Annotated in this window: 13 protein-coding genes and 1 CRISPR repeat array (1 of these 14 running past the window's edge); of the genes, 8 read left to right on the forward strand and 5 right to left on the reverse strand. The window is 76.1% G+C overall.

Annotation, left to right across the window (positions count from 1 at the left end; translation table 11 throughout):
* Nucleotides 1-11: 11 nt before the first annotated feature.
* From ACOQFB_RS17235 to ACOQFB_RS17250, 4 genes are read left to right on the forward strand one after another with little or no spacing between them, the layout of a single operon-like run.
* Nucleotides 12-878, forward strand: a complete 867-nt coding sequence (locus tag ACOQFB_RS17235) for an MBL fold metallo-hydrolase (protein ID WP_059439599.1) — start codon at nt 12-14, stop codon at nt 876-878.
* A complete protein-coding gene (locus ACOQFB_RS17240) occupies nt 875-2,107 on the forward strand; it encodes a glycosyltransferase family 2 protein (protein ID WP_421609780.1) in 1,233 nt (410 codons plus the stop codon). Before ACOQFB_RS17235 ends, ACOQFB_RS17240 begins: the two co-directional genes overlap by 4 nt.
* A gap of 28 nt (nt 2,108-2,135) precedes the next feature.
* Entirely contained in the window at nt 2,136-2,843 is a 708-nt protein-coding gene (locus ACOQFB_RS17245) for a ferredoxin reductase domain-containing protein (RefSeq protein WP_421609779.1), read from the forward strand.
* A 17-nt stretch (nt 2,844-2,860) separates the two neighbouring features.
* Nucleotides 2,861-3,955 carry an AI-2E family transporter gene (locus ACOQFB_RS17250; RefSeq protein WP_421609778.1) on the forward strand — a complete coding sequence of 365 codons (1,095 nt, stop codon included), beginning with the start codon at nt 2,861-2,863 and terminating at the stop codon, nt 3,953-3,955.
* A 7-nt stretch (nt 3,956-3,962) separates the two neighbouring features.
* Here the strand turns inward: ACOQFB_RS17250 and ACOQFB_RS17255 are convergent, their stop codons facing one another.
* A complete protein-coding gene (locus ACOQFB_RS17255; RefSeq protein ID WP_421609777.1) occupies nt 3,963-4,883 on the reverse strand; it encodes a LysR family transcriptional regulator in 921 nt (306 codons plus the stop codon).
* Between the two features lie 115 nt (nt 4,884-4,998).
* On the opposite strand from ACOQFB_RS17255, the gene ACOQFB_RS17260 reads away from it, so the two are divergent.
* Complete coding sequence (locus ACOQFB_RS17260; RefSeq protein WP_421609776.1) at nt 4,999-6,021, forward strand: zinc-dependent alcohol dehydrogenase family protein; 1,023 nt, start codon at nt 4,999-5,001, stop codon at nt 6,019-6,021.
* A gap of 153 nt (nt 6,022-6,174) precedes the next feature.
* The gene (locus ACOQFB_RS17265; RefSeq protein WP_421609775.1) at nt 6,175-6,876 is read left to right on the forward strand and encodes a hypothetical protein; all 702 of its coding nucleotides are present in this window, start codon (nt 6,175-6,177) and stop codon (nt 6,874-6,876) included.
* A gap of 40 nt (nt 6,877-6,916) precedes the next feature.
* Here ACOQFB_RS17265 and ACOQFB_RS17270 read toward each other — a convergent pair whose 3' ends face one another.
* Nucleotides 6,917-8,575, reverse strand: a complete 1,659-nt coding sequence (locus tag ACOQFB_RS17270) for an HNH endonuclease (protein WP_421609774.1) — start codon at nt 8,573-8,575, stop codon at nt 6,917-6,919.
* Between the two features lie 94 nt (nt 8,576-8,669).
* The gene (locus ACOQFB_RS17275; RefSeq protein ID WP_059438884.1) at nt 8,670-8,972 is read right to left on the reverse strand and encodes an antibiotic biosynthesis monooxygenase family protein; all 303 of its coding nucleotides are present in this window, start codon (nt 8,970-8,972) and stop codon (nt 8,670-8,672) included.
* Between the two features lie 211 nt (nt 8,973-9,183).
* On the opposite strand from ACOQFB_RS17275, the gene ACOQFB_RS17280 reads away from it, so the two are divergent.
* Together ACOQFB_RS17280 and ACOQFB_RS17285 are read left to right on the forward strand one after the other, a co-directional pair.
* The gene (locus ACOQFB_RS17280) at nt 9,184-9,633 is read left to right on the forward strand and encodes a hypothetical protein (RefSeq protein WP_421609773.1); all 450 of its coding nucleotides are present in this window, start codon (nt 9,184-9,186) and stop codon (nt 9,631-9,633) included.
* Nucleotides 9,634-9,780: 147 nt separating this feature from the next.
* Nucleotides 9,781-9,972 carry a hypothetical protein gene (locus ACOQFB_RS17285; protein WP_059438882.1) on the forward strand — a complete coding sequence of 64 codons (192 nt, stop codon included), beginning with the start codon at nt 9,781-9,783 and terminating at the stop codon, nt 9,970-9,972.
* 91 nt (nt 9,973-10,063) lie between these two features.
* On the opposite strand, the gene ACOQFB_RS17290 is transcribed toward ACOQFB_RS17285, so the two are convergent.
* Together ACOQFB_RS17290 and ACOQFB_RS17295 are read right to left on the reverse strand one after the other, a co-directional pair.
* Nucleotides 10,064-10,912 (reverse strand): sigma-70 family RNA polymerase sigma factor, encoded by an 849-nt coding sequence (locus ACOQFB_RS17290; protein ID WP_421609772.1) that lies wholly within the window; start codon nt 10,910-10,912, stop codon nt 10,064-10,066.
* Nucleotides 10,909-11,457, reverse strand: a complete 549-nt coding sequence (locus ACOQFB_RS17295) for a hypothetical protein (RefSeq protein ID WP_421609771.1) — start codon at nt 11,455-11,457, stop codon at nt 10,909-10,911. Before ACOQFB_RS17295 ends, ACOQFB_RS17290 begins: the two co-directional genes overlap by 4 nt.
* A 275-nt stretch (nt 11,458-11,732) precedes the next feature.
* Nucleotides 11,733-12,537: a CRISPR direct-repeat array (repeat unit 29 nt; unit sequence CGGTTCATCCCCGCGTGCGCGGGGAACGG) (it continues 201 nt past the right edge of the window).

The raw sequence follows: 12,537 nt of genomic DNA on the forward strand, positions 1-12,537 counted from the left end.
ATGATCCGGGCGTGGCCGCGCCCGCCCACCGCACGCTCAAGTTCCTCGGCACCGCCGGCGCGCGCTTCGCCGTGTCCACCCAGCTGCGCCACTCCGGCGGGCTGGTCTGGGCGCTCGACGGCGCCACGGTCTGGGTCGACCCCGGCCCCGGCGCGCTGGTGCGCGCGCTCTCCTCCCGGCCGAAGATCGACCCGGCCAAGGTGGACGCGCTGGTGATCACGCACCGCCACCTCGACCACGCCGGCGACGCCACCGCGGTGGTGGAGGCCATGACGCGCGGCGGGTTCTCGCCGCGCGGCACGCTGCTCGCGCCGCGCGACGCGCTCGAGACCGAGCCGGTGGTGTTCCGCTACGCGCAGGCGTTCCCGGCCCGCGTCGGCGTGCTCGCGCCCGGCGCGCGGCACGCGCTCGCGCCCGGGGTGACGCTGGAGACGCCGGTCGCGCACGACCACGGCGTCGAGACCTACGGGTACGTGCTCTCCGCGCCCGGCCTCCGCGCCGGCCACGTGGTGGACACGTTCTGGATGGACGCGCTGCCCGAGGCGTACGCCGGGGTCGAGCTCCTGCTGGTGAACACCACCCGCCTGCGCGGCGGCGACCGCCGCTACCTGCACCTCGGCGCCGACGACGCGGAGCGGCTGGTGGCGGCGGTGCGGCCGCGCCTCGCGGTGCTCACGCACCTCGGCATGCAGCTCCCGCCGCGGAAGGCGGACGCCGCGGCGCTCGAGATCTCGCGGCGCACCGGGGTGCCCACCGTGGCGGCGCGGGACGGGTGGCTCCTCGACCTCGACGATCTCCCGGCCGCCGCGGCGCGCGCCCGGTCCCGCGCGCCGGCGCAGGATCGCGGGCCGGCCGCGGACGGCGGGCCGGCCGCGTGAGCGCGCTCGCCCTCGCGCTCGCGGCGCTGGCGCTCGCGGGGTGGGCGCGGGTGGCGTGGAGCGGGCTCCGCAGCGATCGCGCGCTGGCCCGGCTCGAGGACCTCCCCCTGCCGCGCGAGGTGCCGCGGGTCTCGGTGGTCGTCCCGTGCCGCGACGAGGCCCCGCACGTCGAGCGGGCGGTGCGGTCGCTCCTCGCGCAGGACCTGCCCGGCCTGGAGGTGGTGGCGGTGGACGATCGCTCCGGCGACGCGACCGGCGAGATCCTCGACCGGCTCGCGGCGGCCGAGCCCCGCCTGACCGTGGTGCACGTGCGCGAGCTGCCAGCAGGCTGGCTCGGGAAGAACCACGCCTGCGCCGCCGGGGCGCGGCGCGCGCGGGGCGAGTGGCTGCTGTTCACCGACGGCGACGTGGTGTTCGGGCCGGGCGCGCTGCGCCGGGCGGTCGGCCACGCCGAGGCGCTCGGGCTCGGCCACCTCGCCGCCGCGCCGCGGTTCGTCGCCCCCGGCACCCTGGAGCGCGCGTTCGTGGCGGCGTTCGCGGCGTTCGCGGCCGGGGCGTTCCGGGTCTGGGAGCTGCCGCGCGCCGGGACGCGCGGGTTCGCCGGGGTGGGCGCGTTCAACCTGGTCCGGCGCGACGCCTACGAGGCCGTGGGCGGGCACGCGCGGCTGCGGCTCGAGGTGGTGGACGACGTGAAGCTGGGGCTGCTGCTGCGCCGCAGCGGCGTGCCGCAGGGGCTCGTGAACGGCGGGGCGCTGGTATCGGTCCGCTGGCAGCACGGCTTCGTCCCATCCGTGCTGGGCCTCGTGAAGAACGCGTTCGCCGGCGCGGAGTACCGGGTGGCCCGCGCGCTCGGGGTGGCGGCGTGGGCGGTGTTCCTGGGCGCGGCGCCGCTCGCCCTCGCGCTCGCCGCGCCCGGCGGCCCGGCCCGGGCGCTCGGCGCGCTCGCCCTCGCCCTGTCCGCCGGCGTGCTCGGCGTCACCGCCCGCCGGGTGGCGGGCGGCGTCGGCGCCGAGGGGCTGCTCATGCCGCCCTGCACCGTGCTGCTCGGGGCGGTGCTGCTCGCCAGCGCCGCCGCGGCCGCGTGGCGCGGGGGCGTGGTGTGGCGCGGCACGTTCTACCCGCTGGCGTCGCTGCGGCAGGGCTGCCTGCGGCGCACGGACCTCCCTGCGGCGGGCGCGGCCGGCTGGCCGCACGCCCCGGCCGAGCGGGCGCGGCGGAGCGCGCCGTGACGCCGCTTCGGTGATAGGTTTCGCGCGAATGCTCGGCCCGACCATCTACACCGAGGTGTCCGTCCTCGCCGCCTGGGACGAGACGGCGCCGTTCCGCGGCCTCCGCCTGGCGCTGCCCCCCGCGCTGGCGCGCGCCCACCGCGCGCCAGGACAGGTGGTGAAGGTCCGGACGCCGGCCGGCGAGGGCTTCTTCGCGCTGGCGAGCGCGCCGTCGCCCGACGCGGTGGTGGATCTGCTCGTGAAGCGGGGCGGCAAGGTGGCCGACGCCGCCATCGCCGCGGCCGCGCCCGGCGCGACGCTCGCCATCACCGAGCCGTTCGGGAAGGGGTTCCCGGTCGAGGAGGCCGCCGGGCGCGACGTGCTCCTGTTCGCGGCCGGCTCCGGCATCGCCCCGATCCGCGCGGTGGTGCAGCACGTGCTCGCGCACCGCGACGCGTTCCGCCGCGTGACGCTCTTCTACGGCCAGCGCCACGGCGCCGAGTTCGCCTACCGCGCCGAGCACCTCGCCTGGGAGCGCGGCGGCGTGCGGCTCGTGCTCTGCCCGTCCGGCGAGGACGACGCCTGGCCCGGCGTGCGCGGCCGGGTGCAGGAGGTGGCGCGCGCGCTCGCGTTCGGCGGCACGCCGCCGGAGGAGACCGTCGCGTTCGTGAGCGGGATGACCGCCATGGTGGACGACGTGCGCCGGGTCCTCGCGGGCGCCGGCATCCCGCCGCAGCACGTGTTCGCGAACTTCTGAGCGCCCAGGGGGAGCCGGTGACCGCAACGCCCGACAGCGACCTGCACGCCCGCCGCCTGCTGCTCGTGCTGGTGGTGCTCGCGGTGCTCCTCGCCGGCTGGCTGGTGAAGCCGTTCTGGGTGGCGCTCTTCCTCGCGGCCGTGCTCACCGCCGCGCTGCGGCGCTGGATGGAGTGGCTCTCGGGGCGGCTGCGCGGGCGGCGCTCGCTCGCGGCCGGGCTGCTCACCGTGGGCGTGCTCGTGGCGCTGGTGGTGCCGGTGGCGGCGCTCGGCACGGTGCTGGTCTCGGAGGCGATCGACGGGATCCAGTGGATCCGGAGCGCGCTGCAGAGCGAGGGCGTGTGGGGGCTGGTGAGCCGCCTGCCCGGGCCGGTCGAGGCGCTGGCGCACCGCGCGGTGGCCGCGCTCGGCGACCCGCAGCGGCAGCTCCAGCAGCTCGCCGGCCAGGGCGGCCAGGCCGCCGCCGCGGTGGGCGGGGTGCTGGCCGCGACCGGCACGTTCGTGCTCCAGGCCGCGATGATGCTCATCGCGCTGTTCTTCTTCCTGGTGGACGGGCAGCGGCTGGTGGCGTGGGTGGACGGGCGCGTGCCGCTCCGCGCCGGCCAGTTCCTCTCGCTCGTCGAGGAGTTCCGGCGCACCAGCCTGTCGGTGCTCGTCGCCACCGCCGCGACCGCCGGGATCCAGACCGCCGCCGCGCTGGCCGGCTACCTCATCGCGCGCGCGCCCAACCCCGTGTTCCTCTCCGTGCTCACGCTGGTGGTGGCGCTCATCCCCGCGGTGGGCGCGACCGCCATGGTGCTCGCCATCGCGGTGCTGCAGCTCGCCACCGGCCACACGGTGTCGGGGATCTTCCTCGCGATCTGGGGCGGGGTGGTGGTGTCGCTGGTGGACAACGTGGCCCGGCCGTACCTGCTCAAGGGCGGGATGGAGCTGCACGGCGGCGTGGTGTTCTTCGCGCTCATCGGCGGCCTCGCCGTGTTCGGCGGGATCGGCCTCATCCTCGGGCCGCTCGTCGCGACGTTCCTCGTGACCGTCCTCAACATGTACCGGCGCGAGTTCGGGAAGCCGTCCGTCGCGGACGCGCCCGCCGGCGCGCCGCCCGGCGCCGCCTGAGCCGCACTCAGCCCGCGGCCGGACGCCGGCCCGCGCGCGGGCGCTTGCCCTCGAGCACCTCCGAGAGGTGATCGAGGAACACCCGCACCTTGGGCAGCAGGTGGCGGTTGGGCGCGTACAGCGCGTGCACCGGGCGCGCCTCGAGCGGATGGTCCTCGAGCACCGGCACCAGCGCGCCGCTCGCGAGCGCGCCCGCCACCACGAAGTCGAACAGCGCCACGATCCCCGTCCCGGCCACGGCCGCGTCGCGCAGCGCCTCGGCGTCGTCGGAGTGGAAGGGCCCGTCCACCTCCACGTCGAAGGTCCCCTCCCCGGCGACGAAGCGGAACGGGTCCGGCCGCCCCTGGTGCAGGTAGCCCAGGCAGGCGTGCCGGGCGAGGTCGCGCGGCGCGCGCGGCCTGCCGTGGCGGCGCAGGTAGGCGGGCGCGGCGCACGCCAGGATCCGGCGCTCGCCCAGCCGGCGCGCGATGAGCGTCGAGTCGGACAGCCGCCCCATGCGCACGGTCACGTCGATCCCCTCCGCCACCGGATCCACGAACGTGTTGCGCAGCGTGAGCGCGATGCGCAGGTCCGGGTGCCGCTCCAGCAGCCGCGGCAGGGTGGGGGCGATCACGGTGCGTCCGAGCGCGACCGGCGCGTCCACCCGCAGGAGCCCCGAGGGACGGGCGGCGCTCCGCGCGATCGCGTCCTCCGCCTCCCGGAGCTCCTCCAGGATGCGCTGGCAGCGGTCGTGGAACGCGCGCCCATCGTCCGTCAGCGAGAGCGCGCGGGTGGTGCGCGCGAGCAGCGGCACGCCCAGGGCGCGCTCGAGCTGCGCCACGCGGCGGCTAACGGCCGACGGCGAGAGCCGCAGCCGGCGGGCGGCGGCGGCGAAGCTGCCGGCGTCCACCGTGGCCGCGAACAGCTGGAGCGAGGCGAGCGAGAGCATGATTCGTGCGGATCTAGCACGAGTGCCCTTCGTGCGCCGGCCGTCGCGCGCGGGCGGCACGAATCGCATGCTCCCTCGCCCGCGGCCACGACGCGCCGCGGACGAAGGAGACGACATGAAGGCGTGGATCATCGACGGGAAGTTCGGGCTGGACGCGCTGCGGCTGGTCGAGCGCGAGACGCCGCGGCCGCGGGCGGGCGAGGTGCTGGTGCGCGTGCGCGCCGCCTCGCTCAACTACCGCGACCTGGGCGTGGTGGAGGGGTTCTACTTCCCCGATCAGCCGCTCCCGCTGACCCCCGGCTCGGACGCCGCGGGCGAGGTGGTGGCGGTGGGCGAGGGGGTCACCCGGGTTCGCGCCGGCGACCGCGTGGCGCTCGCGTTCTACCAGGGGGCCTGGATCGGCGGCGGGCCGGACCGGGCGGCGCTGGGCACCCGCACGCTCGGCGGCCCGCGCCAGGGCGTGCTGGCCGAGTACGCCATCGCCGACGCCGAGGGCGTGGTGCGCTACCCCGAGCACCTCACCTTCGGCGAGGCCTCCACGCTCCCCATCGCCGGCGTGACCGCCTGGCAGGCGCTCTTCACCGAGGCGCAGGTCGGCCCCGGCAGCGTGGTGGTGGTGCAGGGCACCGGCGGCGTGGCCGCGTTCGCGATCCAGCTCGCCCGGGCGGCCGGCGCGCGCGTCCTCGCCACGTCGCGCAGCGCGGCGAAGCTGGAGCGGGCGCGCGCGCTCGGCGCGCACGAGGCCATCGACACCTCGGCCACGCCCGCGTGGGACGAGCGGGTGCTCGCGCTGACCGAGGGGACCGGCGCGGACGTGGTGGTGGACGTGGCCGGCGGTGACCTGCGCCGGTCGGTGAACGCGCTGCGCTTCGGCGGCCAGGTCAGCCTGGTGGGCCTGCTGGGCGGGACGACCGCGCAGCTCGAGGTGGTGCCGGTCATCCAGCGGCGGGCGCGGATCCAGGCCATCAGCGTGGGCAGCCGCGAGATGTTCGAGGCGCTCGACCGACTGGTGGGGCTGCACCGCCTGCGACCCGCCATCGCGCGGACGTATCCCTTCGAGCGCGCGGACGAGGCGCTCGCCGCGCTCCGGGCCGGCGAGCACGTCGGGAAGATCGTGGTGGACGGCGCAACCACGTAGGGGCGGCGCCGCGCGACTCCGAGGCCGGTCTCGCCGCGGCGCGACCGGCCTCGCACACGCGCCACCGGCCGCGCACCTCTCGGCACCCGCCGTGAAGCACGGCCCCGCCCGCCCCGTTCCCGTGGACGCGGGACACGGCTACAGTGCGCCGCCATGAACCCCATCGGCCTCGTCCTGGCGCTCGCCTTCGCCCTGCCCCTGCTCCCGCAGCCGGCCCGCGCGCAGGTCAGCGCCCAGCTCCGCATCGACCTGCCCATCGCCCCGCGCCTGGTGGTGATCCAGCCCGGCGTCCAGGTGGTGCCCGAGTACCAGGACGAGGTGTTCCACCAGGGCGGCTGGTACTGGCTGCGCCGCGACGCCCGCTGGTACCGCGCGCAGTCCCCGCGCGCCGCGTTCGTGATGGTCGATCCGCGCGCGGTGCCGCGCGTGCTCGTGACGCTCGCGCCCGGCCGGTACCGGAACTGGCAGCCCGTGGAGGCCGCGCCGCCGCCGCCTCCTCCGCCGCCGCAGTACCGCCCCGCGCCGCCGCCTCCGCCGCCCGAGTACCGTCCCGCGCCTCCCCCGCCGCCGCCGCGCTACGCCCCCGCGAACGTGGTCCGTGCCAAGGCGCTGAACGCCGGGTACGTGCGCGCCCGCGTCATCTACGCGAAGGAGGTCCGCGCGTACGAGGGCCGCATCGGTCGCATGGTGCGGGACGACGAGTGGAAGCGCGGCATGCGCAAGCACGGCGGCGGCCGCATCGAGGCCGACGAGCTCGAGGCCGACGTGATCTACGCGAAGGAGGTCAACGCCGACTGGATCGACGCCGAGGTGATCCACGCGAAGGAGATCCGGATCGGCGAGTCCGACGACTAGGGCGGCGCGCCGCCACGCGCCGGTCCTCGGAGCGGCGCCGCTACGCGCCCATGCCGGTGAACGGCGCGCCGTCGAGCAACCAGGTGAGCCCGTCCGGCGCGCGCCCGAAGACGGTCAGGTGGCCGGCGTGGACGCAGCGGAGGTGGTGGAACGCGCAGAGCGCCACCTGGTTCTCCGCCTCGTCGCCGCCGCCGTGCGAGCGGAACAGCACGTGGTGCGCGTGGGCCGCGCGGTGGCTGCAGCCCGGGACCTGGCACCAGCCCAGGTCGCGCTCCCGCACGCGCTCCGAGCGACTCGGCGGGCGCCTCAGCACGTGCTCCCACTGCCCGAGGAAGTGCGCGGCCAGGATGGCGAGGCAGCTTCCGGCAGGAACGAGGCGGCCGACCCTCTTCCGGACCGTCTCGAGCGCCGCCGCGAGGAGCACGGCCACCCGGCGGGGCAGCGGCACCGAGACCTTCCGCTGCGCACGCAGCTGCCGCTCCCGCTCGCCCTCGACCGCGCGGCGGAGCGCGACGCAGGTCATCGCCTTCGCCCGCGGGATCCAGGACGCGATCTCGTTCTCCGGCAGCCGCGCCAGGATCCGACGCCGCTCGTAGGAGACCCCCTGCCGGCGCGCCTCGCGGAGTCCCGCCGACCTCGCCAGCCGCTCCTCGTGCTCCGCCCGCTGCTCCACCGCGCGCGGCGGCAGCCGCAGCCGCTCCTCGACGTAGTGGCGGAAGCTCGCGAACCCGAGGCGCAGGTGCATGCCGCTCCGGCGGACCGCGTACGCGCACGCGCCCATGACCTCCTCCAGCGTGGCCCGTGCCGCGGCGAGCTCGCGGAGCGTCCGGTCGATCTCCTGCGCGGTCGCGCCCTCGTCGAAGCGCACCTCCGGCGCCGGCCAGTCCGCGACCGGCGCGAGCAGCGGCCAGCGCTCCGGCTCGGACTCGAGCGCGGCCCGGCGCGCCCGGTCGCCCTGAACCGGCCGCAGGAACTCCGGCCCCAGCGGGCGCGCGCCGTCGCGATCGCCGTCGGTCGAGAACTCCGCCAGGTACTCCTGCGCCAGCGCCTCGAGCCGCTCGGCCCGGGTCGAGCCCGGCATGCTCCGCCCCGCCGCCTCCAGCGCGGCGTCCACGACGAGCCGCTCATGCTCGGGCAGCTGCGTGCGCAGCGTCACCCACGCCTCCTCGTCGGCGTCGTCGCCCGTACGCCCCGCCCGCCGGACCGCCTCCTCCAGCTCCCGCACCGTCTGCCGGGCCGCGCGCTCCACCCAGAACGCCTCCGCGTCCCCCGTCGCCACCGCGAGCACGGTCTCCGCCGCGCGGAGCCCGACCCGCCCCGCCCGCAGCGCCTCGTGCAGGCGCGCGCGCGTACCGAGCCCGTCCCCGAGCCGCGCCAGGCCCTCCGCCGCGCGCTTGCCGATCCCGAGGACCTCGCGCGCGTAGTCGTCGAGGTGGTAGCCCAGCGCCGCGAGCCGATCGCCCCGGCGGAGCGCCGCCAGCCTCTCCGCGATCGCGACGTCGATCGCGCCGTGCCCCCGCGACGCCCAGGCCAGGATCTGCTCGCAGTCGTCCGCCTCCAGCTCGCCGCCGCGGAACCAGCGATCCAGCTCGGCGCGGCTGTACGGGAGCAGCTCGCGGAGCGGCAGGAACGCGTGCTCCTCCCCGGCGGTGCCCGGCAGGTCCGCGGCCCCGAGGCCGGCGATGGGAGCGGCGTCCATGCGCGAACTGTCGCACGCGCCTCTGACACGCACCGTGAAACCCCGAAGGAGCGTGCGAGCGGCGTCTCCGCCGCGCGCGGGGGCCTCGACCCGCTCACGCCTTCCGCGCCGCGATGGGCGTGACCGCGTAGTGCCGCATCTCGCGGATGCAGGGCACGAACGCGCGGATCGGCTCGAGGAAGGAGCGGAACAGCGGCGAGCCGCGGAAGCCCTGGAGGTGCCCCTCGGCCGAGTCCCACTCGATGCGGAGCACGAAGCTCGAGGCCGCCTCGGTGCAGCGGGCCAGCTCGTACGCCAGGCAGTGCGGCGAGGCGTCCAGCGCGCGCCGCGCGCGCTCGTATCCCTCCAGGAACGGCGCCTCCTCGGCGATCTCGTAGCGGATGTACTCGACGATCATCCCCGTCGACTAACGGGGGCGCACCTTCGGTCAAGGTCCCGCCGCGGGGTCGCGAAGCGCGCCGGGGGCCTCGCGCGCGCTAGGCTGACCGGCCGAGTGCATTCGCTCGCGGCCCCGGCGCATCGGGCGCCGTGTAGAGTGGCGCCCGGGCGGACCCTCACCTCGGCGCGTCGCACCGTCGTCTCGCCCGTGCTCGGACGTGGAGGGAACGATGACGATCAGGCACCTGCTGGTGGCGGCGCTGCTCGTCCCCGCGGCGCTGGTGGTCTCCGCGCAGCAAGACCCGTTCGCGCCGCCGAGCCAGAAGGCGCGAGAGCGGAAGCGGAAGCCGGCGGTGCCGCCGCCCAGCGCGGCGGAGCTCGGCGTCCCCGTCTATCCCGGGGCGCGCTTCGACGGCGACATCTCCGGAGGGATGTCGGGCCCCGACCAGAAGATCTGGGTGTTCTTCACCGACGACGCGCCGGCCAAGGTGGTCGCGTTCTACGAGCAGAAGACCGGCAAGAAGGCCACCGAGTGGGATCGGGAGAAGTACATGATCCCGCTGGAGGGCGATCCCCCGATGCCCGAGCACGGCCTGACCATCGAGACGCTCGCCGGGAACCCGTTGCTCGGCGACAAGGGGAAGACGGTCGTATCCGTGATGCGCCTGACGAAGACGTAGGCGCCGGAGGAAGCGGTCGGTCCACGGTGCGCGCGGCCACGATCCGGGGCTGCGCGCGCACGGCCGCCGGCCCGTGCCCACATTCTGCGCGACCGCAGCCTGCACCGGAGCACCCCCGCTCCCGCCCGGCCGGTCCGGAGAGAGCCCATGGACGCCCCGACGCAGACCCCCGCCTCGCTCGTCCACTTCTACGACACGCGCACGCACGCCATCGCCTGCGGGGCGGAGGGCCCCGATCGCCGGTCCACCAAGCATCCGCGCCAGGTGACCTGCCAGTCCTGCGTCGCCCTGTCCGGCGCGTCCCGCGCGCTCGACGACGGCGCCGGCGCGATCTCGTGAGCCGGCGCGGGGCGCGCGCCTCCCGCCGCGTGGCCCCGCTCGAGCCGACGCGGGCAGGACGGCCGCGACCCCATCGGAGCCGGCGGGCGCGCTACGAGAGGTGGCGGAGCTTGTCCGGGTTGCGCACGGCGTAGATCCCCACCACGAGCCCGTCGCCGATCTCGATCGCGATGGTCTCGACGCCCTCGGGGCCGTGCACCACGAAGCCCGGCATGCCGTTGATCCAGGCGGGCCGGTAGGCCTTCGCGCCCGGGAAGGCGGGGTGCTTCACGATCTTCTCGAGGAACCCGAGGATGGCGGCCCGGCCCTCGATCGGCTGGAGCACCGCCGCGCGCTTGCCGCCGCCGTCCGCGTAGAACACCGCGTCCTCCGCGAGCAGCCTGGAGAGCGTCCCGAGGTCGCCGCTGGTCAGCGCCGCCTGGAACGCGTCGGCGAGCCGCCGGGCCTCCTCGTCGGACGCGCGGAAGCGCGGCCTCGCCTCCCGCACGTGCCCGCGCGCGCGGGCCGCCAGCTGGCGGACCGCGGCCTCGGAGCGCTCCAGCACGCCCGCGACGTCCGCGAACCCCATGTCGAAGACGTCGTGGAGCAGGAACGCGGCGCGCTCGAGCGGCGAGAGGCGCTGCAGCGTGACGAGCAGGGCGAGCGAGAGGTCGTGCGCCAGCCCCGTGCCCTCCTGCTCGACGAGCGGCTCCGGCAGCCACGTGCCGACGTACTCCTCCCGCCGCGCGCGCGCGGAGTTCAGCCGGTCCAGGCAGAGCCGCGTGACCGTGCGGATGAGGAACGCGCGCGGCGACTCGACCCCGTCGCGCGCCGCGCCGTTCCAGCGCAGGAACGCGTCCTGGACGACGTCCTCCGCCTCGGCCACCGAGCCGAGCATCCGGTACGCGACCTTCACCAGATCTGCCCGGTGCGGCTCGAAGTCCCTGGCCGCGTCCGTCACGCCGCCGCCCCCCGCACCACCGCGACCGGCAGGTCGCCCACGTGCACGCGCTGGCAGGCCTTGCCGTGGCCCATCGCGTACTTGAGGGTCGGGTAGAGCCGGCCCGCGTTGATCGCGAACGCCAGCGCGATGAGCGCGCGCGGACCCCAGCGCCCCACGATCTCCTCGCGCAGCCCGTCCGCCTCCGGCGCGTGCGCGAGCACCGCGCGCGCGTAGCGGACGCCCAGCCGCACGTCCTCCGGCATCCGCGCCAGGTCGTTCGAGAGCACCGCCTGGAGCACGTCCGCCGGGACCCCGCGCTCGAGCGCCATCGAGACCCCGAGCTGCGTGCACGGCCCGCAGTCCTCGCTCGCCGTGACCACGATCCCGACGCAGAAGTGCACCGCCTCCGGCACGTCGCGCTTGTAGTACCCGAGCTTCGCCGCCGTCATGAACATGCGGAACGCCTTGAAGTCGGTGTCGAGCAGCTCGCGGACGTAGCCTGCGTCGTAGTCGTACTGCTTCTCGAATGCGGCCAGCTGCCTGCGGATCAGCCACTTCAGCATGTGCGGTCTCCCATTCCGTAGATCTGCTCCCAAGACGAGCGGGGAGCGCGTGGTGTGACATGGCCGAGGGCGGCCCTCGCGGCTCGCTTGGGGTGCGGGCGAAGATCCGGGTGGCGGCGGAGCGAGGGCGTGCGTGGCACCTCGGTCGTGCGCGCTGGATGGGACGGAGGCGTCGCGGGGACGCGCGTGTGCGGGTGAACGGCGTGCCCCATCGGCCCCGGCATTGACGTGAGCTCGTGGGCGGGTCGCGCACGCATCTGCCCGCGAGGGCGCCGCGGTTCGTCGGCGCGTGCGCGGGGAACGGTTGCCCTCGCCGCCCACGAGGTTCGGACGCACCGGTTCATCCCCGCGTGCGCGGGGAACGGACGGGCACGGCCGCGCCGACGTAGAGGGGCCCCGGTTCATCCCCGCGTGCGCGGGGAACGGAACGGCGCGATCGGCAAGGCGCACGGGCTCATTGGTTCATCCCCGCGTGCGCGGGAAACGGACCTTGTCGCTGTCGGCCTTCGTCCAAGCCACCGGTTCATCCCCGCCTGCGCGGGGAACGGGGGATGCTGACGACGCGCAGCTCCGCGATCGTCGGTTCATCCCCGCGTGCGCGGGGAACGGGCCCGGCTGCCAGATGTACTGCTTGTTGGCGTCGGTTCATCCCCGCGTGCGCGGGGAACGGGTTGCGCGTGCCGGTGAGGTGGCTCACGCCCTGCGGTTCATCCCCGCGTGCGCGGGGAACGGCGCGAGCCCAGCTCCCCCGCCGCCGCCGAATCCGGTTCATCCCCGCGTGCGCGGGGAACGGGGACGAGTCGGTCCGCAAGCTCATCAACCGCGCGGTTCATCCCCGCGTGCGCGGGGAACGGCCGTGGGGGCAGAACCCGGGCCAGGTGTGGGGCGGTTCATCCCCGCGTGCGCGGGGAACGGCCCGTTTCGTCGTCCGTGACCTTCTCCGCCCACGGTTCATCCCCGCGTGCGCGGGGAACGGCCTCGATCTCCTTCGGCAGCATCACCCCTCTCCGGTTCATCCCCGCGTGCGCGGGGAACGGTCGACATCGAGAACGGGATCCAGCTCATCGGGCGGTTCATCCC

Origin of the sequence: Anaeromyxobacter sp. Red801, assembly GCF_049201065.2 — a bacterium.
In the GTDB taxonomy this organism is placed as follows: Bacteria; Myxococcota; Myxococcia; order Myxococcales; family Anaeromyxobacteraceae; genus Anaeromyxobacter.